This window comes from Paraburkholderia domus, assembly GCF_905220705.1.
GTDB lineage: Bacteria > Pseudomonadota > Gammaproteobacteria > Burkholderiales > Burkholderiaceae > Paraburkholderia > Paraburkholderia domus.
Genome location: NZ_CAJNAT010000007.1, coordinates 20,033 through 42,689 on the forward strand (window position 1 = coordinate 20,033; position 22,657 = coordinate 42,689).

Sequence of the window (22,657 nt, forward strand, 5' to 3'; positions counted from 1 at the left end):
GAAAAAGGCGCGAACTACTCGCGCCTTTTTCGTCCAGCCGACAGCCTTACGCCGCGTAATCCTCGAACTCCCAATGAGCAAAACGAGCAATCTTTTGTGCCGTGCTCACCCAATCATCGCTACCGCACCGACTCACCAGACGCTCAACGGCGCGCTTTATCTGGTCTACATCGTAGTGGGACACGATGAGCATATGACGCCCCCAAGCTGCTCCATCTTTCTCGCCTTCAATGTATGAGTCGAGCCAGGTCGGCGTGCAAACAAGTATCTCGAAGTTGTCTGCTGCCGGCGACCCAGATGTCCCGATTCCCACACGTATCCATGTTCCGAAGTTACTGATATCGGCAGGGCGGAAGTCGTCTAGTGGATCTTCGATTTCAATGGAATCGAACGTCTTGGCTTCTACTTTCATGGCGCGATGTTCAAATGACCGTTCACGTATGGTTGCCCGTTTGGCGTGCTCTTCACTTGGAAATTGGATTGTACCCCTGTATCCGCATACGGAGAGTCCTTCGACTTGGGGAACCGATAGACGCGCAAGCCGTCAGCGCTCACCCAGCCTGATCCGTCACGTGTTTCTCGAAACCCCGGACCGACAAAGTCTTTTCCCAACGCATCAGAGTCCGCGCGTGTAGCAGTCCCCATCCTCGTATTACCCTTCTGGCCGAACAGCTCGCGCAGCATTCCTGCTCGTTCTGCGGTCGTCAGTTGCGGTGGAAGATCTACACACTGTTTAGCTTCCGCTGATGGTTTGCCCCCTCTCCCGATGCCCGCCCAGATCGGGTCTTTGAAAACGTTATAACCTGTATTAGCCCAGCGCAGCGGAATGACGAATGCGCATTCGATGCAGACCGGTTCCAGGCCAGGCTCCTGTACAGATTGCAACGCCTTTAGCAGGCCGTGTAAATTAGCAGGCGGCCCAACGGGGTTGATCCCCGACTCGTAGTTATCCAACCATTGGTCAATTTCGTCGCTGCTTATTGGCGTCGCGTCACCCATAAACGTTGAGCCACCGTTGTTCCTTGCGGCAGTGCCTGTACGGGACACGATTTGCCCATCGGCGGAGTAACTATATTTGAGGGTCAGCGTCCGATGAAGACCCCCGTTCAACGTAGTTGGATACTCGAAATAAGCGAACTGCGTTACCCGCCCTCGTGCGTTATAGGTGATAAGTGCTTCTCGATTGTCGCCAGCCAGATAGGTAGCGCGGTGCGCTGCGTCCCTGCCCATCATGCCCAGCGTCCACCCCGATACCCTATCGGTGGCAAGGCGCAGATTGCCCGTCGCGTCATAGAAGTACAGCCAGTCAGCGGTCTTGCTTCCGTTAAAATATTCAAGGGCCGCTACCGCACGATTTGACGAGTCGTAGGCAACACCTGCTGTCCTTTGCTGCCCAGACGCTTTAGCATCGAACGCGCTTTCTCCAGTTGGATCGCTCGTGGAGAACTCGCTGAATCCCGTGACATTGCCGTTCGCGTCATACACGAATGCCCGCACCTTACCTGGCTGCGCCATCGATGAAGGACGGAGCGTCGTCGCGTCGGCATAGCGAACCGAGGTCACTGATATGCCCGACGCACTGTGGACTACCAGACGAGTGGGACGGCCGGCATTGTCGTAGGTGTACTCCTGACTGCTGCCGTCGATCCCGGTTTGCGACCCAAGATTACCGTCCGATTCCCATGCAGTTTTCGTTGCACCTTTGGTCGAACCGGTGCCCGTAGGGCGCAGCACGCCTCCGGTCGAAGAAAAATGAATCGTGAGGTTGCTTTTCCCATAGCTCAACGTAGTTGCACCGTTGCCATAGGCGAACTGCACGTTGCGCGACGCGTCAGGATGGCTAACGGCGCTCGCACGACCCTGTGCGTCGTAGCTCCACGTCGCGATACGCGTACCGGCTTCATCAATCTCCCCGGTTATTGCATTCTTGAACCGCGCGTCGTCGTAAGCGTAACGTCGAACATTACCGTCAGGCCAGGTGACAGAAGTCAGATTGCTATTGTTGTCGTACCCGTACTGCGTCATGCCGCTGACCGGATCAAGCAGCCGGGAGACGCGCCGCTTGTCGTCGTATTCCAGTCGCACAGTCAGGTCATTGTTCGCGCTTGTTCCTGCTGCATGCTGAGTGATAACTGTAAGCAACCCGCTGCCGTCATAGTTCAGTGTTCGAAGGAATCCGGTTCTGGTGCTCTCTGAAAGCAGGACGCCTTGCGCAGAGTACGTTTCGGTAGTGCCCGTTGTCTGATTGGTTAGCGTCCACCCTGAGCCGCTTTGCGCCAAACTTAAGACGGGACTTCCAGACGCGCGCCACACACCGCTTGACCAACTGAACGTAACGGGCTCGCCATTCTCGCGATAAGCAAGGATCGTTGACGGGCTGCCGCTGTTCGCGTTCGCCAGGCCCAGGTTGCGCTGCCAGCTATGGAACCAGACCGGTCCCATCGCGCCGATATTTTTCGCAAGCGGCGTTGAACGATAGGTTCGCGTGAACACCATCGGTACGTCGTCACCACTCACGAAATCGCTTTCAGTCAGCGTGACGGCACCGCTGCCCGGATAGACGGGATCAGCAACCGGACAGGATTGCTCAGGCTGCGGGTCGGTTTCGCCCGCGCACCATTGCTTGATGAGATCGATGTCGTTAAGACACGAGTAGCCGCCTGGACCACCCGGCGTGTTACTTGCCACGTCGAGGGCACACCATTTAGTGCCGGGTACCGCGCCGGACTTTGCGTAGCGGCTAGTACAGTCGGACGTATGGTCGGCTCTTGCACCGAACGCGACCAGAAGTAATGCGAGCGCGGCCAGTAAACGAGCAAGGTTGACGACAGCCCCGTGAGACGGGTTTCTTGGTTTCATGAATCTCCCTGTTGTAATACGTCGTTAGAAATTCGTACTAATTCGACGTTGCATCAGGGATTCATGAATCCAAAATAGGAAAATTCGGAAAATTTCAACCACGCAACACATCTTCACAAACCTGCCGAAATGACAGGCTTCAGCGGAGGATCGGCGCTATGCGGAGCGCCAACAACGCCCGCATCGAGGACAGTCAAAGAAGGTGGAGAGCACGAGAGTAGATATCTACAACGGAGAGGGAAACGCTGCGCGCGGCGTCGTCGCCCACGACGCCGTCAAATCATTCGCAGAGTGACGCAGGCGCAACTGGCGGTGTGCAGCGCGCGCCAAGGACGCTGTGCATATTCGTGCCTAGGACCACGCTTTTCCACCGCGTTCAGAGCACGCGGGCAAACACATCACCTAGCGAGCGGTATAGCCGCCATCAATCGGCAAGCAAACTCCACTAATCATAGAAGCCGCATCGCTCAACAAAAACATGATCGGTGCAGCAACCTCAGCGGACTCAGCGAACCGTCGCAAAGGAATCGCCATCAAAGCTGGATCGCGCTTAGCAGGATCACTCCATGCCTGCACCGCCATAGGCGTCAACGTAACGGTCGGATTGACGCTATTAACCCGAATACCGAAAGGCCCCAACTCGATACACAAAGCACGCGTAACAGCATCAAGCGCCGCCTTGGACGCCGAATAAGCCAAATGGTCATCGAGCGCCACGAGCGCAGCCTGACTGGAAACATTCACTATGCTGCCGGCGCGCTTCGCCTCGATCATCCCGCGTGCCACATGCTTCGCCACCAACACCGCCCCGCGCGCATTCACCCCCATTACGCGATCGAAACTTGCGCCAGTCGTATCCACGGCACGCTCAAGCAACGCAATCCCCGCGCAGTTCACGAGCCCATCGAACGCTTCAAGTGAACCTAATGCATCATCGATAGCGGCTTCATCGCTCACGTCGAGCGTTAAAGGCTCGCATCCGGTTTCTTCAGCCAAGCGCGCGAGCTCATTCACATTCCGAGCTGCAGCGACCACATTCGCGCCGGACGCGCACAACGCTTCCACCGTCGCTCGCCCAATTCCGCTCGACGCACCCGTCACCAGAATCGAGCGACCAGAAAAATCAAAACTAGCATTCATGATGTCTGCAACCGATGCATGACCGGCTTCAACGCCGGATACAAATCCCTATAAACGCCAAACCGCTGCTCGTACAACGCCATCCGTTGCGCGTTCGGCTCAGCGCGTTCAATCAGCGTGACCCATCCAAGCTGCGCCTCTTCACGCGATACCAGCCCGGCACCGACACCAGCCAGCAACGCCGCGCCCATCGCTGCCTCTACGTCCTGCTCGATCGTATAAACCGGATAGCCGGTAATGTCCGCAATGATCTGCATCCACAAATCCGAATGCGCGGCGCCGCCCACCACGATCAACTTGTCATCCAGCGATTGCGCACCTTTACGCCCGGCTTCGATGTTGTGCTTTAACGCGAACGACACGCCTTCCAACACCGCGCGATACAAATGCGCCCGTGTGTGAAACAGGCTTAGACCAACAAACGCCCCACTCGCTTTCGCATCCCACACGGGGCTTCGTTCTCCCATCAAATACGGCAAGAACATCACGCCGTCCGAACCCGCCGGGATCTGAGAAGCACTCTCTTCCAGCAAGCGATGCGGATCCCCATTCGGCATCGCACGCGCCGCCTCAGTCTCCGCATGACAAAACTGCTCGCGATACCATGTCACCGAAGCACCCGCCGTAATCGCTCCGCCGAATACATAAATATCGCGCTGCCCGTTGAACACATGCGGCATGCTGATTAGCCCATGTCGCGCATCGACAGTCTGATTGATATACCCCCAGCACATACTCGTGCCGATCATCGCGACATGCTGCCCCGCGCGCGTGACGCCCGCGGCAAACGTCGCCACCGCCGCATCCACACCGCCCGCGACGATCGCCGTACCCACATCCAATCCAAGCTGCCCGGCCCACTGCGACAACAACCCACCCACCACTTCGGACGACTCCACCAACCGCTCCGGCATCATCGTCGCGGGAATACCAAGCATGTCGAGCGCTTCATCCGACCAGTCGCGTTTCGCGATGTCGTAAATACCGCCGATATTGCCCGCCGAACTATGATCGACGGCAACCTCCCCAGTGAGCATATAAATCACATAAGCATTCGGCGGCAGAAAGTAACGCGTATGCGCCCACACATCCGGCTCATGATCGCGCAACCACAACATCTTCGTATAACCGTAATAGCTGTCTACGCCATTGCCCGTGATCGCATACAGCCGCTCGAGATCGATGTTGTCACGCACCCACTCGACCTGATCGGTCGCACGCCGGTCCATCCAGATCAGACACGGATAAAGCGGCCGCATATCGCTATCGACGGGAATCCCCGAACCGCCATACAGGCTGCTCACGCATACCGCCTTGATCGACTTCGCCGCGACGCCCGCCTCCTTCGCTTTCCCGACGCACGCGGCGATGCATTCCATCACCGCCTTCAACCACACCGCCGGCCATTGCTCGGCCCATAGCGGCTTGGGCGTATCCGGCTGATAGCTCGACGCGTGCTGCGCGACGATCGCGCCATGCTGATCGACCAGCAGCGCCTTGGTGCTCTGAGTGCCGATATCGACGCCGATGACGTAGTCCATACAGTCTCCGTTTATGTACCGCCCGTCCCGTACTTGCGCAAAGAAAGCTCAGGCGCGCGGCTTCATCAACACCTTGATCGAATCGAGCGAGTTAGCGACCTTGATCGCTTCGTCCCATTCTTCCAACGAAAAACCATGCGTGACGATGCCCTTCGACGTAACGAGTCCGCGCGCCAGCAAGTCGATCGCAATCGGATAACAGTATGGGCCGAGATGCGCGCCACGCACATCGAGCTCCTTGCGATCGCCGATCACCGACCAGTCCAGCGTCGTATCCGCACCGAACACGGAGAATTCGACGAATCGCCCAAGCTTGCGAATCATCTCCATGCCTTGATTGACGCCGATCGGCGCACCGGTTGTTTCGATGTAGACGTCGCAACCATAGCCGTCAGTCAGCGAATGAATGATCGCCAGCGCGTCGTCCTGCTTCGGATTGATCGTCACGTCCGCACCATATTCACGCGCAAGTGCCAGGCGCTCTTCAACCAGATCGATCACAACGAGCTTCTTTGGCGTCTTCAGATGCGCGACTTGCGTCATCATCAAACCAAGCGGACCCGCGCCGGCAATCACCACCACGTCATCGAGCTGCAGGTCTCCGCGATTCACCGTGTGGATCGCACACGCGAGCGGTTCGATGATCGCCGCGTCTTCGAGCGAGATGCCGTCGGGAATCTTGTGGACGATCGCCGTCGGCGGAATCCGCATGTACTCGGCCATCCCACCGTCCGCGACTTCACGCTGGAAGCCGAAGATGTTGTGCACTTCGCACATCCAGTACTGGCCGGATTTGCAATAGCGGCACTTGCCGCAAGGCACGATCTGCTCGGCGATCACACGGTCGCCCATCTTCACGCCGAAGTGCTCGGCCGCGCCTTCGCCGATTTCCTCGACGAAACCAAAGAACTCGTGACCTGGAATCACCGGCGCTTTGACCCACGGGCTCGGGCCACCCCAAAACATCTTTGCGCCCGAATGGCATTTGCAGTCGCTCGCGCAGATGCCGCACGCGGCGATGCGAATCACCAGTTCATGCGCGCGGGCCTTGGGCTTGGACACCTGTTCGACGCGATAGTCTTTCGGTGCGTGGCAGACGATCGCCGTCATGTCCTGCTTATCGGGTTGCGTGGATTGAGTCATTGCATGGTCCTGCTAAAAGAGGGGAAGTCAGTGGAGAGTTACTTTCTGCGGTCGCGGCTGATGTAGATCGCCAGCAAAATAATTCCGCCCTTGATCACATTCTGCACATACGGGTTCACGCCGACCATGTTCAGGCCGTTGTTCAGTACGCCCAATAGCAACGCGCCGATCAGGGTGCCAATGATCGAACCGCGTCCACCAGAAATCGAGGTGCCACCCATCACCACGGCGGCGATGGCGTCGAGTTCGAAGCCGACGCCCGCGTTGGGTTGGCCACTCATCAAGCGCGCGGTCAACACGATGGCCGCGAAAGCGGAGGTCAAACCTGCCATCGAGTACACGATCAGTTTGACGCGCGCCACACGTACGCCGGACAGACGCGTCGCCTGTTCGTTGCCGCCAATCGCGTACACGTAGCGTCCGAATGGCATGCGCTCGAGCAACACCCACGCGATCGCGTAGATCACCACCATGATCACAACGGGCGCCTGAATGCCGAGTATCTTGCCGCTGCCGAAGAAACTGACCCAGTCAGGCAAACCGTCGATCGGATAGCCGCCGGTGTAGATCAGCGCCAGGCCGCGTGCGATACCCATCGTGGCGAGCGTGACGATGATCGGCGGCATGCCGGCGAAAGCAACGAAGAACCCGTTTGCCGCGCCGAAGCCCAAACCGACTGCGATACCCACTGCCAACGCGGCCACCGCATTCATCCCGGCGACCATCAAGCCCGCGGCGAGCGTGCCCGCCAAAGCCATCACCGATCCCACCGACAGATCGATGCCGCCGGTCAGAATCACGCACGTCATCCCCACAGCGATGATCGCGTTGATCGACACCTGGCGCAGCACGTTCTCGATATTCGCGGCGGAAAGAAAGCTGTCGCTCGCGAATACCATCACGACGCAAACCACCAGCAAGCCGATGAACGGATAGAACAGCGTCGAGCGTTTCAACGCGGCCCACGTAAAGCGCACGGGCGCGCCCGGCGTATCACTACTGACGGTCGACGTTTTCGGCGATGAAGAGGGATTAGGCGTGTTCATGGCTTGCTCCACGGGTGCCGGCTGTTGCATAAGTCATCACAGCGTTCGAGTCGATCTCGTCGCCTTCGAGCATCGCTTCGATGCGACCCTGCCGGAATACCGCGACGCGGTCGCACATGCCGACGATCTCCGGCAGTTCGGACGAGATCATGATGATCGAGTAGCCGCGCGCGGTGAGTTCGCGCATCAGCAGATAGATTTCGGCTTTAGCGCCGACGTCGATGCCACGCGTCGGTTCGTCGAAGATGAGGATGTTGGTGTGGTGATTCAGCCAGCGCGCGATCACCACCTTTTGCTGATTGCCGCCTGAAAGTGTCGCGACTTCGGTGTGCATCGTCGGAGCTTTGACGCCGACGCGCTTCATGATGTCGGCGGTGGCGCGCGCTTCGCTGCGCTGGTCGATGAAAAAACGCAGCGAGCGGTATTTGCCGAGGTTGTTGATCGAGATGTTCTGCTTGATCGAGAAATCGGTTATCAGGCCTTCGGTCTTGCGGCTCTCCGGCAGAATGCCGACGCCGGCGCGCAACGCATCGGCGGGATCGGATAGTTTCGCGGCTGTGCCGTTGATGCGGATCTCTTTCACATAAGCCGGATCCGCGCCGATCACCGCCAGCGCCGTTTCCGTGCGGCCCGACCCGACGAGTCCCGCGAAACCGAGAATCTCGCCCGCACGCAGCGTAAAGCTCAGCATCGGGCTGTCTTTGAGCAACTGCAGCTTGTCGACCTCGAGCACGATCTTCGCATCGGCGCGCAGCGCCGGCTTCGGCGGAAAACTATTTTCGATGCGGCGCCCCACCATCATTTCCACGAGGCGGCTCACATCCGATTGCGCAACCTCGGTCATGCCGACGTACTGACCGTCGCGCAACACCGTAATGCGGTCGCACACTTCGAAGATCTCTTCCAGGTGATGCGATATAAAAATCATGGCGACGCCCTGCTTCTTCAAATCACGCATGATCGTGAACAGATGTTCGGCTTCGGCGGGCGTGAGTGTCGCGGTCGGCTCATCCAGAATCAGAATGCGCGCCTCCAAAGACAGCGCCTTGCCGATTTCAACAAACTGCTGCTGCGCGACCGACAGTTCACGAATCGGCACCGACAAATCGATCGCTACACCCAACCGCTGAAAAATCGCGGCTGCCGCGCGCCGCATCTTGCCGCGTTCGAGCAGACCCAAACCGTTCTTCAACTCACGGCCGAGAAACATGTTCTCCACCGCATTCAGATACGGAATCAGGCTGAACTCCTGAAACACGATACCGACACCCGCGGCGACCGCGTCGTGGTAGTTCGTGAAGTGCCGCACTTCGTCCGCAATCGAGATCGTGCCTTCATCCGGCTGATAGATGCCGCACAGGATTTTCATCAACGTCGATTTGCCCGCGCCGTTTTCGCCGAGCAAAGCGTGAATCTCACCACGCGCAATTTCCAGGTGAATGCCTTGCAGCGCCTTCACACCGGGAAAGCTTTTGGTGATGTTGTCGAGCTTGAGTATCGTGTCCATCGGGTGCTCCTCTGCTGCTCGTCGCCATGTCCACCGAAGAAGCACAACGACGAGCGTTCGACTTACCAGCTGAAACCCTTGGCATTACTCTTGTCGATCATCTTCACGTCGACCGGAATGGTTTTCGGCACGTTGGCGCCCCACTTCTTCGCAAGCGCAATGCCGAGCGCGATACGCACCTGGTCGGCCGGGAATTGCGCGGACGTTTCGATGAACTTCGAGTTCGGCTTCTGAATCGCGGCAATCGCTTCAGGCGCACCGTCGACGCTGGTCAACTTGATGTCCTTGCCCGACGATTCGATCGCCGAGAGCGCGCCCATCGAGCCGCCGTCGTTCACGCTGAACACGCCCTTCAGGTTCGGATGCGCCTGAATCATGTTCTCGGTGACGGACAACGCCGTCGCGCGTTCCTGCTTACCGTTCTGCGTATCCACGAGTTTGATGCCGGGCACTTTCGCAAGCGCCGCCTTGCAACCGCGCACACGTTCGAGAATCGGCACCACTGGAATGCCGTCGAGAATCGCCACTTCGCCGCTACCGCCAATCGACTTCGCCAGATAGTCACAGGCCATCTCACCCGCGTCGAAATTCTTGGAGCCGACGAAGGAATCGACCGGGCCATTCGCATTGGCATCGACGGCGACCACCACCACACCCGCTTTCTTGGCTGACGTCACAGCCGATTGAATGCCGGTCGAATCGGTCGGGTTCACGAGCAGGATGTCGATCTTCTTTTGCAGCATGTCTTCGACGTCGCTGACCTGCTTGCTCACGTCGTGGTGCGCGTCGGTGACAACCACCGTCGCGCCAATCGACGCAGCCGCATCGTTCAGCGCTTTTTGCATCGTCACGAAGTACGGGTTGTTCAGTTCCTGAAACGTCATGCCGATCTTGAGCGGCGCCGCTTGCGCAGCCGGCGCGGCGATGAACGACAGGCCGAATGCGAGCGTCACCAGGGCGGCCGTGCTGCGCGCGAAGGTTTTCAGCGATGCCTGCTTCGAAGTGGATTGCGTCACGGTTGTCTCCGTTATTAAAACTGTTCGATGAGATGAGCACATCCCTCACGCTGTCTGGGGACAGCGCGATAGGTGTTGAAACGCGGGTGAACTAGAACGCTTCAGCGTGAAGCGTCACGTAGGAAGGACTACGTCGGTGGATAAGCAGCGGCGACGGTGCGTGGCAGACCTGGCGCAAGCACGATCGCGGGTGCATTGTCGATACCCGCGCCGCGCGCGGCGGCTTCTTCGGAGGCGTCGCGGCTCGCGTCGTTCAGTTGCTGATAGCGGCGAAACTTCGAAGGCGCCATGCCCTTCACCGCGAGGAACTGCCGGTTGAAATTCGACAGGTTGTTAAAGCCCGCCTTGAAGCAGATATCGGTGACGCTCAGTTCATCGTCCGTCAGTAACTGGCATGCGAGATTGATGCGCATGCGGTTGACGTATTGCACGAACGGCAGCCCTGTATGACGGCGGAAGTAACGCGAGAATGCACTCACGCTTTGCCCAGCGAGTTGCGCCAGATCAGATTCGCGCAGATCGTTAGACAGGTTTTTGCCGATATACGACAGCGCGTGATTGATGCGGGTCGATGCGAAGCCGGTCGGGTCGGCCTGATAGGCGGGACTTGCGAGCGTCTCGCGATCTTCGGCGTTCATCAGGATTTCAAGCATCGACATGAACAGCACGAGACGGCGCAGTCCTCGCGCAGCCAGCAATTCGATGAACAGCGGCTGTATCGCGGCGCTCGTTTCTGCACCGAACGACACACCGCGGCGCGAGTCGGCGAGCAGCGCCTCAACCTGGCGCCATTCCGGAAAACTCCCCATGCAGCTCGACACGAACTCCTGCCCAAACTGAACGACCAGATTACGCTGCGCAATCGTCTCGCCTTCCGGCACATCGCTGACCCAGTTGTGCGGCAGGTTTGGCCCCATCAACACGAGGTTGCCAGGCGCAAAGCTGCTGATATGGTCACCAACGAACATCTTGCCGGTCGTCGCCACGATCAGATGGATTTCGTATTCCGGGTGAAAGTGCCAGCGCACCGTGCGATACGGATAGCCGTGCGACCACGCTTTGAAGGATTCGTCACGCCGTACGGCGACGACTTCCAGATCGGGTTGCATTTGTGTCTTCCTCCATGAAGCGGCGTGTTGCCTGTGCCGCTGAGCTTCGTCTTGTATAGCGAAAAGTAGCCCTCAAAAGCCTGATCCACCACTAAAAATCAAACCGCGGACCGATACTTTTTTGCATTCGGGTTAGTCCTGGCGCGGAGAAAGTCAAATTTGATGCAATGCAATACGCACCGCGAGACATATCCCATAACGGGTGGACACCTCGCGAGCCGCGCCGAAAGTCCCGCCACGCCGCGCTGCGCCACGAAAAGCCACTGACGTCGCCTTGACATTCGTTTCGCCGGGTACGATCATTCGCTCACAGACAGAGCAAATGCTCCACCCAAAGAAAAACGCACGCTTCGAGCCGTGCGGTCAAAGACATTCAGGAGACGCACATGAACAGCGGGCAAGGCAGCGGCACGGCCGCACACGTGATCCTGCACATCGGCGCGGGATCGTTTCATCGCGCGCATCAGGCGTGGTATCTCCATCGATTGAACGAGGCAAACGTAGCGGGCGAGCCGCACTGGTCGCTGACCGTGGGCAATATCCGCAGCGACATGAACGCGGTGCTCGAAGCGCTCGCCGCGCAAAACGGCGTCTATACGCTAGAGACCGTCACGCCGCAGGGTGAGCGCGCGTACGAGACGATTCGATCGATCGAACGCGTGGTGCCGTGGACCGAGAGTCTCGACGCGCTGATCGAAGCAGGCGCCGATCCGGCCTGCAAGATCATTGCGTTTACGGTCACCGAAGGCGGCTATTACCTCGACGAACAGGACGAGCTAGACACGGCCAATGCCGATCTCGCGGCTGACCTGAAAGGCGGCCACACCACGATTTATGGCGCGCTCGCGGCGATTCTCGACGCCCGCATGAAGCGCGGCGCGGGCCCTGTCACGCTGCAGACCTGCGATAACCTGCGCAGCAACGGCGAGCGTTTTCATGCGGGTATGAGCGAGTTTCTCGAACGGCGCGGCGCGGACGAGCTGGCGCAATGGTTCGACGACAACACCGCGTGCCCGAGTTCGATGGTCGACCGCATCACGCCGCGCCCGACGCCGGACGTACGCGAACGCGTCAAAGCCGCCACCGGTGTCGACGATGCCTGCCCGGTGATGGGTGAATCCTTCATCCAGTGGGTGATAGAAGACCGCTTCGTCGCCGGGCGCCCCGCGTGGGAAAAGGTCGGCGCGGAACTGGTCGACTCGGTACTGCCTTACGAGGAAGCGAAGATCCGCATTCTCAACGCAACACATAGCTGCATTGCGTGGGCGGGCACACTGGTCGGACTGAACTACATCCACGAAGGCACGCTCGACCCGGACATCAACAAATTCGCCTTCGACTACGTGACCGAGGACGTGATCCCCTGCCTCACGCCGAGCCCGCTCGATCTCGAACGCTATCGCGACGTCGTGCTCGAACGCTTCGGCAATCCCTACATCCAGGACACCAATCAGCGCGTCGCGGCCGATGGCTTTTCGAAGCTGCCCGGCTTTATCGCGCCGACCCTCTCCGAATGCTTCGAGCGTGGCGTCACGCCGGCGGCGACGGCGATGTTGCCGGCGCTGTTCTTCCGCTTTCTCGAACGCTGGAATGCCGGCACGTTGCCGTATGCGTATCAGGATGGCGTGATGGACGAGCGCGTCGCCCGTGGTTTCTTTAGTGCGCCCGATCCGCTAAAGGCGTTCGCCGCAGACCGGCTGCTTTGGGGCAGCATGGCACAGACGCCGGAGTTGGAATCGGCGTTGGCGGGCGCGTTGGCGCGTGTCGATGTATGGCTGGCCAAACGCGGCGCGGCTTGACCCGCGCAGTATCGAACCACGCGAACCACGCCGGTGCCAGGCTTAATGCGCATGGCACCGCTTGCCCTATGCGGCTAAAGTAGCGCATCCCTAACGACGAAGGTTTCGCGCCCATGTATCTCGGCATCGACCTCGGCACGTCCGAAGTGAAAGTCCTGCTGCTCGCCTCCGATGGACGCGTGATCGGCACCGCAGGCTCACCCTTTACCGTTTCGCGTCCGCATCAGCGCTGGGCCGAACAGAATCCCGAAGACTGGTGGGCCGGCACGCGCACGGCGCTGGCCGCGTTGCGCGCCAAACATCCGGACGAGTTCGCGCAGATTCGCGGCATCGGCCTCTCGGGGCAGATGCACGGGGCCGTGCTGCTGGACGCGCAGAATCGCGTATTGCGTCCCGCGATCCTGTGGAACGACATGCGCAGCGACAAGGAATGTGCGGAGCTGACCGAGCGCGCGCCGGAGTTGCACACCGTGGCCGGCAATCTCGCAATGCCCGGTTTCACCGCGCCGAAGCTGCTATGGGTTGCACGCCACGAACCGGAAATCTTCGCGCAAACCGCCTGCGTACTGCTGCCGAAGGACTACCTACGTTTGCAACTGACCGGCGGCAAGGTATCCGATCCATCGGATGCAGCCGGCACGCTGTGGCTCGACGTCGCCAAACGCGACTGGTCCGATTCGCTGCTCGCCGCCTGCAACATGACGCGCGCGCAGATGCCAAGCCTGTGCGAAGGCAGCGCGCCGTCAGGCACTCTGCTCCCCGAAGTGGCGCGCGAGTTCGGTTTGAGCGACGGCGTGATCGTCGCGGCCGGCGGCGGCGACAATGCTACGAGTGCGATCGGCATCGGCGCGACGCAACCGGGCGACGGCTTCGTCTCACTCGGCACGTCCGGCGTGTTGTGCGTGGTCGGCGACAGTTTCCGCCCGAACCCCGCTTCCGCGGTGCACGCGTTCTGTCATGCGATTCCGGATCGCTGGCATCAGATGAGCGTGGTGCTGTCGGCGGCAAGTTGTTTGCGCTGGGTCTGCAAGCTCACCTCCACCGACGAGCCGACCCTGCTCGCCGAAATCGAGGCGCTGCCAGCGGATGCGTTGAACACCGCCCCGCTCTTTTTGCCCTATCTGTCGGGGGAACGTACGCCGCACAACGACCCGTACGCGCAAGGCGTGTTCTTCGGCATGAATCACGCAACCGATCGCGCGTTGCTCGGTTATGCGGTGCTGGAAGGCGTGACGCTCGCGCTCACCGACGGCCTCGATGCGTTGCGCGCGGCCGGCACTGAAGCGAAGGCGCTGTCCCTGCTCGGCGGTGGCGCTCGCAGCGACTACTGGGCGCAACTGCTCGCCGACGCGCTCGACACCGCCACCCGTAAGCATGGTGGCGGCGAGACGGGTGCGGCGCTCGGCGCGGCGCGCCTCGGTTGGTTAGCCGCAGGCGGTGACCCGGCCAGGGTGCTCACCAAGCCACCGATCGAAAAGGAGTTCACGCCGAACCCGCGACGGCACGCCGAACTGCGCAACCGGCTCGAAGCGTATCGCGCACTCTACCGCCACGTTCGGCCTCTGTTCGACCCCGCGCGGCAACCGCTCGCCTAACCGGCAAACCACAGCCAGTTCCCGTTGAGAGGCGGGGACTGGCTGCTATCATCGGCGCACTACAAGCGAACCGTCACCGTGCCCAAGTCCACAGAAAAATTAGATCTTGCTACCCGCGCCGCGTGGCTTTATTACGTTGCCGGCAATACCCAGAACGAGATCGCCGAGAAACTGCAGGTGTCACGTCCAGTCGCGCAGCGGTTGGTCGCCTTCGCTGTCGAGAAGAATCTGATTCGCGTGCGCGTCGATCACAAACTGGCCGATTGTCTTGCGCTCGCCGATCAACTCTCGAAGCGCTACGGCCTGAGCATGTGCGAAGTCGTACCGATCGACAGCGATACGCCGGAGGAAGTCGACCGCAAGCTGGCTGTGGCCGGCGCGCAGGTCATGGAACGCTATCTCGGCGAAGAAAAACCGATGGTGGTCGCTGTGAGCAGCGGCCGCACGCTGAAGGCCGCGGTCGATCAGATCGCCCAGCTGGAGCGTCCGCAGCACCGGTTGGTATCGATGGTCGGGGCGATCGCCCAGGACGGCTCCTCGAACCGCTACGACGTCGCGCTGCACATTTCGGAGAAGACCGGCGGCAAGCATTTTCTGCTGCCCGCGCCGTTGCTCGCCGACAGCGAGGCCGAACGCGCGCAGTGGTGCAATCACCGGCTGTACCGGATCGTCGAATCGCTGTCGGCTCAGGCCGACGTCGCATTCGTCGGCATCGGCAATATTGGGCCGAAATGCCCGCTGCACGAAGACGGCTTTATCACGACCGCAGAAGTGAATGAGTTGGTGCAGAACGGTGCGGTGGCTGAAATGCTCGGCCTGCCGATCGATGCATCCGGCGTGCACGTCGAATCGCCGACCGGCCGGCGCGTCACCAGCATCGCGCTCGATTCACCGCCACGGCGGCCCACCATCGGCTTTGCCGGCGGCGAGCGCAAACGCGAAGCGCTGATCGCGGTGCTCAAAGGCGGCTGGCTGTCGGGGCTGGTGACCGACGAGTTGTGCGCGCGGGCGGCGCTGGAAGCCTGAACGTGGCGGACAAAGACAGCTGCCCTACAACACCGGCAGTCCTTCCGTGATGATGATGCGATACTCACCGCCCTGCAGGCGCGTCTCGCTGACCGCCTGATACGCTGGGCTGCGATACCACGCGATCGCTTCGTTGTAGTTGGGGAATTCGAGAATCAGGATTTCCTCGATTGGCGGACCTTCCACCACTTCTTTTTCCCCGTGGCTCGCGAGCACCATTACCGCATGCTTCTCGAAGACTGCGGGCGCAACCTGTTTGTATTCGTCCAGCTTGGCGGGGTCGAGCGTTTTCTCGCGCGTGATGACAACATAAGCGGGCATGAGCGTTTCCTGAGCGTGAACAACGTGACCGACGGAAAGCGACGCGCCCGCCGCTTTCCCAATCACCTACTCACGCGGCCAGCACTTCGACGATCTTACGCTGGAATGCTTTCCCTTCGCTGTCGAACAAATGACAGTGATCCGGCGTGGCGCCAAGCTTTTGCGTCTCGCCCTTGGCGTGCCGTTCGAGCGGCGGAATCCGCGCGATCAGGCCATCCGGCGAAACGCTCGATTCTGCATACAGATACGCTGCGTCGCCGAGCGATTCGAGCGCCATGGTGCGCGCCGAGATGCCGTCTTCGGTGGTGCCGACGTGCAGATGCTCGGGGCGAATGCCGACGGTGACCTTGTCGCCCTGCTTCACCGCACCCGGTTCCACCGCCACACGCTGCGTCTCGCCGGTTTCGTAGCGCACCGTGACGCCGTCGTGCGTCACCGATTGCACCACCCCTTCCATGAAGTTCATCTTCGGCGAACCGATGAAACCGGCGACGAAGCGATTGGCGGGCGCGTGGTACAGCATGGTCGGGCTGCCGACCTGCTCCACATTCCCCGCCGACAGCACCACGATCTTGTCGGCCAGTGTCATGGCTTCGACCTGATCGTGCGTCACGTAAATCATCGTGGTCTTCAACTCGTCGTGCAGACGCGCGAATTCGAGGCGCATCTTCACGCGCAGCGCGGCGTCGAGATTCGACAACGGTTCGTCGAACAGGAACACCTTCGGCTTGCGCGTAATCGCGCGGCCGATCGCAACCCGCTGACGCTGACCGCCCGAAAGCTGCTTCGGCTTGCGATCGAGCAGATGGTCGATGTGCAGGATCTTCGCCGCGTTACGCACGGCGGCGTCGATCTCCGGCTTCTTGGTGCCGGCGAGTTTCAGGCCGAACGCCATGTTGTCGTACAGCGTCATGTGGGGATACAGCGCGTACGACTGGAACACCATCGCGATGCCGCGCTTGGCGGGCGGCACGTCGTTCACGCGCGTGCCGTCGATGGTCAGATCGCCGCCGCTGATATCTTCGAGGCCGGCGATCATCCGCATTAGCGTCGATTTACCGCAACCGCTCGGGCCGACGAACACGACGAATTCGCCGTCGAGGATGTCGAGGTTGATGTCACGCATCACTTCGTTGTCGTCGTAGGCTTTTCTGATGTTGCGCAGAGTTACGCTTGCCATGATGTGTCTCCGTGTATTGCTGTGTGTTGCTAACGGTGCTTCAGCTGCGTCGGTTGCTTAAGTTGCTTAAGTTGCTTCCATGTCTTCAGCAGCTGCGTTGATTCACTTCTCCATGTGCGGCTCAGATCCTGCTCATTCGCCGCTCATCTGCTCTAACCCGCCGCGGCTACGGCGCCGGTGCTGTCGCGCTCAGCGTCCATTGCGCGACCAGTTCCGGCAACTGCTGCATGTCGTCGAATACGGTACGCGCGCCCGCTGCATGCAATGCGTCGATCTGCGCGTCGCTCGCATGACCGCCGCCGATAAAACCCAGCACCGTCATGCCCGCCGCGGTCGCTGCCGTCACGCCCGTCACGCTGTCTTCCACCACGAGGCAGGCGGACGGCGCGAGGCCGACACCGAGCGCTGCGGCAAGATAGACATCGGGTGCGGGCTTCGGGTTCGGCACCGCATCGGCACAAAAGAGCCGATCGCCGAAGAACCTCACGAGGCCCGTGCGCGCCAGTACGTTCTCGACATACGGCCGGAAGCTGTTGCTCGCGCACGCTTTGGTGAGCGGTACCTGCGCGAGCGCGGCTTCGATTCCAACGACTGTGGGCGCCTGCATCGCCGCCGCTTCGACCGCGCGGCGTATCGCATCGATATCTTCGGCGCTGAGCCTTCTGCCAAGTTGCGCCGCCGTGCCCTCCAACACCTTTTCGATGCGCAAGCCGAGCAGCGGCAGCACCACCGGTTCGACATCGGCATCGGGCCAGCGCGTTTCGAGTTCATGCACCAGCATGCGCGCCGCCACGGCTTCGCTGTCGATCAGCACGCCGTCGCAATCGCAGATCAGAGCGAAATTACTCGCCGTCGTGACTGCCGTCATTTGACCGCCCCGAACGTCAGCCCGCGCACCAGTTGCTTCTGCGACAGCCAGCCGACGATCAGGATCGGCGCGACCGCGAGCAGCGAAGCAGCGGAGAGCTTGGCCCAGAACAAGCCTTCAGGACTCGAATACGACGCGATGAACACGGTCAGCGGCGCAGCGTTCGAACTCGACAGGTTGATGCTCCAGAACGCTTCGTTCCACGACAGGATCACCAGCAGCAGCGCGGTGGAGGCGAGCCCCGGCAGCGACATCGGCATCAGCAGGTAGACGATTTCCTGCCACGTCGCCGCGCCGTCGATCCGCCCCGCTTCGAGAATGTCGCGCGGAATTTCCGCGAAGTACGTGAACGACATCCACACTGCAATCGGCAGGTTGATCAGCGTATAGACGATCACCAGACCCGATACCGTATCGAGCAGGCCACTGTTTTTCCACAGCAGATAGATCGGCACCAGCACGCCGACCGACGGCATCATCTTGGTCGACAGCATCCACAGCAGCACCTTCTGCGTGCGTCGCGTCGGAAAGAAAGCCATCGCGTACGCGGCCGGCACGGCGAGAATCAGGCACAGCACCGTGACGCCCGCCGAGATCAGGATTGAATTCCACGCGAACGAAAAGTAGTTGCTGCGCGCGAACACCTCGCGGAAGCTATCGAGCGTCGGGATGAAAAACAGCGACGACGAATACGCCTGCTGCTCCGTCTTGAACGCGGTGATCGTCATCCAGAAGATCGGAAAGAACAGCAGCAGCGCGACCAGCCAGGCGATCACGCCGGGAATGCCGCGGCGAATCGCGTCGAACGGCGACTTGGTCGGCACGCTCATGGACGTCGTGGTGGACGCCGGTGTAGAGGCAACGTGGCTCATTTTTCGTACTCCCCCTTCAGGTTCTTCGCGAGCATCCGCACAAGGAAGAACGACACGATGTTAGCCAGCACGACAGCCAGAATGCCGCCTGCCGAAGCGAGACCGACGTCGAACTGTTGCAGGCCCAGCGAATAGATCAGGTACGACAGATTGGTGGTCGCAGTGCCCGGACCGCCGCCCGTGGTCGTATAGATTTCGGCGAAGATCGACAGCAGGAAAATCGTCTCCATCATCACCACCACCGCGATCGCCCGTTTCAGGTGAGGCAGCGTGATGTAGAAGAACATGGAGAACGGACCCGCACCGTCGATGCGCGCCGCTTCCTTCTGCTCCTGATCGAGCGACTGGATCGCGGTAAACAGAATCAGGAACGCGAACGGCAGCCACTGCCACGCGACGATCATGATCACCGCCGTCAGCGGATAGTCGGCGAACCAGTCGATCGGCTGCATGCCGATCGCGCGCATGCCTTGTGCGATCAGGCCGTACACCGGGTGCAGGATCATGTTCTTCCAGATCAGCGCACTCACTGTCGGCATCACGAAGAACGGTGCGATCGCCAACAGGCGCGCAATGCCCTGACCGTAGAACTTTCGATCGAACAGGATCGCCATCAGCACGCCGCCGACCACCGTGATCACCAGCACCGAGATGATCAGTTCGAGCGTGTGCCCGATCGACGGTCCGAACGACGGATCGGTGGCGAGATATTTGTAGTTGTCGAATCCGGCGAAGCCCTTGAGATCCGGATTCAGCAGGTTGTAGCGCGAGAACGAAAACCAGATCGTCATCGCCAGCGGAATGGCCATCCACAGTACGAGTACCGCGACCGAGGGCGACACCAGCCAGCGGGCGGAATTGGCTTTGCGGATTTCGCGTTCTTTTTCTGTCTGGGGATGGGCATGCATGAGAGGTAGGCGCAGAGGACGCATGATTGACCACCTGTTCGGTAATGCGCGGGCTGTCCGAGGACGACACCGTTTTAGCCGCATCACTCACCGCGACGCCTGCGGTGTCGCAGCGCGTCATTAGCAAATGCGTGGCAAATAAGTGTCGAGGACGGCCCGCTGTGCTGCGTGAGCCGGCTGACGGGCGTCAGCCGGCGCGTTTCACGTTACGTTGCAGCGCTCGCGGGTCGGCTTACTTCTGATAACCGGCCTGTTGCACAGCGCGGTTCGCCGTTGCCTGCCCGGCTGCCAGCGCCTGATCGATCGTCATCTGACCGGCAACCGCGCCGGAGATGCTCTGACCGACCACCGTGCCGAACGACTGGAACTCGGGGATGCCGACGAACTGCACACCGGTGTACGGCACCGGCTTCAGCGTCGGGTGATCCGGATCCGCCGTTTCAATTGCCTTCAGCACGAAGTCGCCAAACGGTGCAGCCTGCTTGTATTCGGGGCGCGCGTAAGTCGATTGACGCGTTCCCGGCGGCACCGAGGCCCAGCCTTCATCCTTCGCGACCAGTTCGATGTACTGCTTCGACGTGGCCCACGCGATGAACTTCTTCGCCGCGTCAGCCTGCTTCGACGACTTCGGAATGGCCAGCGCCCAGGCCCACAGCCAGTGCGAACCCTTCGGCGTGACAGCGATCGGCGCCGCAGCAAAGCCCACCTTGTCGGCGATTTGCGACTGCTGCTTGTTGTAGAGCATGCCGGCGGCCACCGTCGCGTCGATCCACATCGCGCATTTGCCCGAGGACATCAGCGTGAGGTTTTCGTTGAAGCCGTTCGAGCTCGCTCCCGGAGGGCCGTCCTTCTTCAATAGATCGACGTAGAACGTAATGGCCTTTTTCCATTCCGGCGAGGTCAGTTGCGCTTGCCACTTTTCGTCGAACCAGCGGCCGCCGAAGGTGTTCACCACCGTCGTCGCGTACGCCATGTTTTCGCCCCAGCCGGCTTTGCCGCGCAGGCAGATGCCGTACATGCCGTTCGCTTTGTCCGTGAGCTTGTCCGCGAATTGCGCGATCTGGTCGTAAGTCGGTTGATCGGGCATTTTCAGGCCCTTGGCCGCGAACAGATCCTTGCGGTAATACGTCATCGAGCTTTCGACGTAGAACGGCAGCGCGTACAACTGGCCGCCGCTCGAGAGACCGTCGCGGGCCGTCTTCACGACGTCGTTCAGATCGTAATCAGCAGGCAGGCCGGTGAGCGGCGTGAGCCAGCCGCGCTTGCCCCATTGCGGTGTTTCGTACGCGCCGATCGTCATCACATCGAACTGGCCGCTGCCGGTCGTGATATCGGTGGTGGCGCGCTGACGCAGCACGTTTTCTTCGAGAATCACCCAGTTGAGCTTGATATCCGGATTTGCCTGCTCGAAAGCGGGCGAGAGCTTCTTCAGCTCGATCATGTCCGGATTGTTCAACGTGGCGATGGTCACCGTGGCCGCCTGCGCGTGCAACGCAAAGCATGCAAGCGCGCCGGCACTGAGCGCCTTCAGCGCAGATTGAGTAACGGGTTTCATGTGTTGTCTCCTTTCTCGTACGTTATGTAGTGCTGCGTTTGTTCTACGAAAATGACGAAGGGTGAAGCAGGTCCGGCCCATCTACACTGCTATCCGCTCAGCTCATCCAGTTCCCGCCGTCGACGTTCAGGGTTTGCGCGGTGATGTAGTCTGCATCCGCCGACGCGAGGAACAGGGCGGCGCCGGTCAGATCGTCCGGCACACCCATACGGCCAAGCGGCACCGCTTCACCGACCAGGCGCTTCTTCTCGCCGAGCGGCCGGTTTTCATAGCGGGCGAACAGCGCGTCGACTTCATTCCACATCGGCGTATCGACGACGCCCGGCGCGATGCCGTTCACATTGATCTTGTGCGGCGCGAGAGCAAGCGCCGCGGATTGCGTATAGCTGAGCACGGCGGCTTTGGTTGCGCAGTAGTGCGACACCAGCGCCTCACCACGCCGCCCGGCTTGCGACGACATATTGATGATCTTGCCGCCGCGGCCCTGCTCGACCATTTTCCGGGCGACGCTTTGCATCAGGAAGAACATGCCCTTCACGTTGACCGCGAAGAGGCGGTCGAACACGTCCCAGGATTCATCGAGAATCGGGCGCATATCGAACAGCGCCGCGTTGTTGAACAGGATATCGACCTGGCCGAAGCGCTCCACCGTCTTCGCGAGGATGCGTTCGATATCCTCGCGGCGCGTCACGTCGGCGCTGACACCCAACACACGGTCGCCGTAGGCGGCGCGCAACGAATCGCCGAAACTGTCCGCCGGCTTCACATCGACCAGCACGCAACGCGCGCCTTCGTCCAGATAGCGCCGGGCCACGGCTTCACCGATTCCGCTTGCCGCGCCCGTCAGAATGGCCACCTTGTCTTGCAATCGTGCCGCCACTGCTTGTCTCCGGTTCGTTTCGCTTCTCGAAGCGCGGTGAGCGAACGCTCGTTGCGCGAACAATTGCTCTGTTTGTGATCGAATGATCGGATACGGACCGGGTCATGTCAAGGCGCTCGACCAGATTTCGATGGTGCAGCGCGGCAGGACCACCACGCACCCTCTTACGGTCTCGTTTGACGCTAATACGAGAAATCGAAGGCAGCCAAGCTACTTTCTGCATAAGTCGCTGACAAGAATTTTGGATACGTTATATCATTTCGAACTCGCTCAGCTTTGGGCCGGCGAGCTG

At 60.4% G+C, this 22,657-nt stretch carries 19 protein-coding genes; 3 read left to right on the forward strand and 16 right to left on the reverse strand.

Annotation, left to right across the window (positions count from 1 at the left end; all coding sequences use genetic code 11):
- Positions 1-46: 46 nt before the first annotated feature.
- From KHO31_RS14885 to KHO31_RS14925, 9 genes are all read right to left on the reverse strand, one after another.
- A complete protein-coding gene (locus KHO31_RS14885; RefSeq protein WP_201070966.1) occupies positions 47-412 on the reverse strand; it encodes an immunity 8 family protein in 366 nt (121 codons plus the stop codon).
- Positions 409-2,859 (reverse strand): DUF6531 domain-containing protein, encoded by a 2,451-nt coding sequence (locus KHO31_RS14890; protein WP_211623646.1) that lies wholly within the window; start codon positions 2,857-2,859, stop codon positions 409-411. Before KHO31_RS14890 ends, KHO31_RS14885 begins: the two co-directional genes overlap by 4 nt.
- Before the next feature lie 402 nt (positions 2,860-3,261).
- Positions 3,262-3,999 (reverse strand): SDR family oxidoreductase, encoded by a 738-nt coding sequence (locus tag KHO31_RS14895; protein WP_201070972.1) that lies wholly within the window; start codon positions 3,997-3,999, stop codon positions 3,262-3,264.
- Entirely contained in the window at positions 3,996-5,540 is a 1,545-nt protein-coding gene (locus KHO31_RS14900) for an FGGY-family carbohydrate kinase (protein ID WP_201070975.1), read from the reverse strand. Before KHO31_RS14900 ends, KHO31_RS14895 begins: the two co-directional genes overlap by 4 nt.
- Before the next feature lie 48 nt (positions 5,541-5,588).
- A complete protein-coding gene (locus tag KHO31_RS14905) occupies positions 5,589-6,683 on the reverse strand; it encodes an alcohol dehydrogenase catalytic domain-containing protein (RefSeq protein WP_201070977.1) in 1,095 nt (364 codons plus the stop codon).
- Between the two features lie 38 nt (positions 6,684-6,721).
- Positions 6,722-7,729 (reverse strand): ABC transporter permease, encoded by a 1,008-nt coding sequence (locus KHO31_RS14910; protein ID WP_201070980.1) that lies wholly within the window; start codon positions 7,727-7,729, stop codon positions 6,722-6,724.
- A complete protein-coding gene (locus tag KHO31_RS14915; protein ID WP_201070983.1) occupies positions 7,716-9,236 on the reverse strand; it encodes a sugar ABC transporter ATP-binding protein in 1,521 nt (506 codons plus the stop codon). Before KHO31_RS14915 ends, KHO31_RS14910 begins: the two co-directional genes overlap by 14 nt.
- 62 nt (positions 9,237-9,298) lie before the next feature.
- A complete protein-coding gene (locus tag KHO31_RS14920) occupies positions 9,299-10,252 on the reverse strand; it encodes an ABC transporter substrate-binding protein (protein ID WP_211623647.1) in 954 nt (317 codons plus the stop codon).
- Between the two features lie 128 nt (positions 10,253-10,380).
- Positions 10,381-11,361, reverse strand: coding sequence for an AraC family transcriptional regulator (locus KHO31_RS14925; protein WP_201070989.1), 981 nt, complete (start codon positions 11,359-11,361; stop codon positions 10,381-10,383).
- A 386-nt stretch (positions 11,362-11,747) separates the two neighbouring features.
- Between KHO31_RS14925 and dalD the strand changes: the two genes are divergently transcribed.
- The 3 genes from dalD to KHO31_RS14940 all read left to right on the forward strand — a co-directional run bounded on the left by dalD (position 11,748) and on the right by KHO31_RS14940 (position 15,781).
- Positions 11,748-13,160, forward strand: a complete 1,413-nt coding sequence (gene dalD / locus KHO31_RS14930) for a D-arabinitol 4-dehydrogenase (RefSeq protein ID WP_211623649.1) — start codon at positions 11,748-11,750, stop codon at positions 13,158-13,160.
- Between the two features lie 113 nt (positions 13,161-13,273).
- Positions 13,274-14,755: a xylulokinase gene (gene xylB, locus KHO31_RS14935; RefSeq protein WP_201070993.1), complete on the forward strand. Its 1,482-nt coding sequence runs from the start codon at positions 13,274-13,276 to the stop codon at positions 14,753-14,755.
- A 78-nt stretch (positions 14,756-14,833) separates the two neighbouring features.
- Positions 14,834-15,781 carry a sugar-binding transcriptional regulator gene (locus KHO31_RS14940; RefSeq protein ID WP_201070995.1) on the forward strand — a complete coding sequence of 316 codons (948 nt, stop codon included), beginning with the start codon at positions 14,834-14,836 and terminating at the stop codon, positions 15,779-15,781.
- A gap of 24 nt (positions 15,782-15,805) precedes the next feature.
- Here KHO31_RS14940 and KHO31_RS14945 read toward each other — a convergent pair whose 3' ends face one another.
- The 7 genes from KHO31_RS14945 to KHO31_RS14975 all read right to left on the reverse strand — a co-directional run bounded on the left by KHO31_RS14945 (position 15,806) and on the right by KHO31_RS14975 (position 22,365).
- Positions 15,806-16,102: a DUF1330 domain-containing protein gene (locus KHO31_RS14945; protein ID WP_201070997.1), complete on the reverse strand. Its 297-nt coding sequence runs from the start codon at positions 16,100-16,102 to the stop codon at positions 15,806-15,808.
- 70 nt (positions 16,103-16,172) lie between these two features.
- On the reverse strand, positions 16,173-17,282 hold the full coding sequence (locus tag KHO31_RS14950) for an ABC transporter ATP-binding protein (RefSeq protein WP_201070999.1): 1,110 nt from the start codon (positions 17,280-17,282) through the stop codon (positions 16,173-16,175).
- A 166-nt stretch (positions 17,283-17,448) separates the two neighbouring features.
- On the reverse strand, positions 17,449-18,150 hold the full coding sequence (locus KHO31_RS14955; RefSeq protein WP_201071002.1) for an HAD family hydrolase: 702 nt from the start codon (positions 18,148-18,150) through the stop codon (positions 17,449-17,451).
- The gene (locus KHO31_RS14960; protein ID WP_236071273.1) at positions 18,147-18,980 is read right to left on the reverse strand and encodes a carbohydrate ABC transporter permease; all 834 of its coding nucleotides are present in this window, start codon (positions 18,978-18,980) and stop codon (positions 18,147-18,149) included. The genes KHO31_RS14955 and KHO31_RS14960 overlap by 4 nt, the downstream gene beginning before the upstream one ends.
- Before the next feature lie 38 nt (positions 18,981-19,018).
- The gene (locus tag KHO31_RS14965) at positions 19,019-19,954 is read right to left on the reverse strand and encodes a carbohydrate ABC transporter permease (protein WP_211623653.1); all 936 of its coding nucleotides are present in this window, start codon (positions 19,952-19,954) and stop codon (positions 19,019-19,021) included.
- Positions 19,955-20,162: 208 nt separating this feature from the next.
- A complete protein-coding gene (locus KHO31_RS14970) occupies positions 20,163-21,485 on the reverse strand; it encodes an ABC transporter substrate-binding protein (protein WP_211623655.1) in 1,323 nt (440 codons plus the stop codon).
- Between the two features lie 97 nt (positions 21,486-21,582).
- Positions 21,583-22,365: an L-iditol 2-dehydrogenase gene (locus tag KHO31_RS14975; RefSeq protein WP_201071006.1), complete on the reverse strand. Its 783-nt coding sequence runs from the start codon at positions 22,363-22,365 to the stop codon at positions 21,583-21,585.
- Between the last annotated feature and the right edge of the window lie 292 nt (positions 22,366-22,657).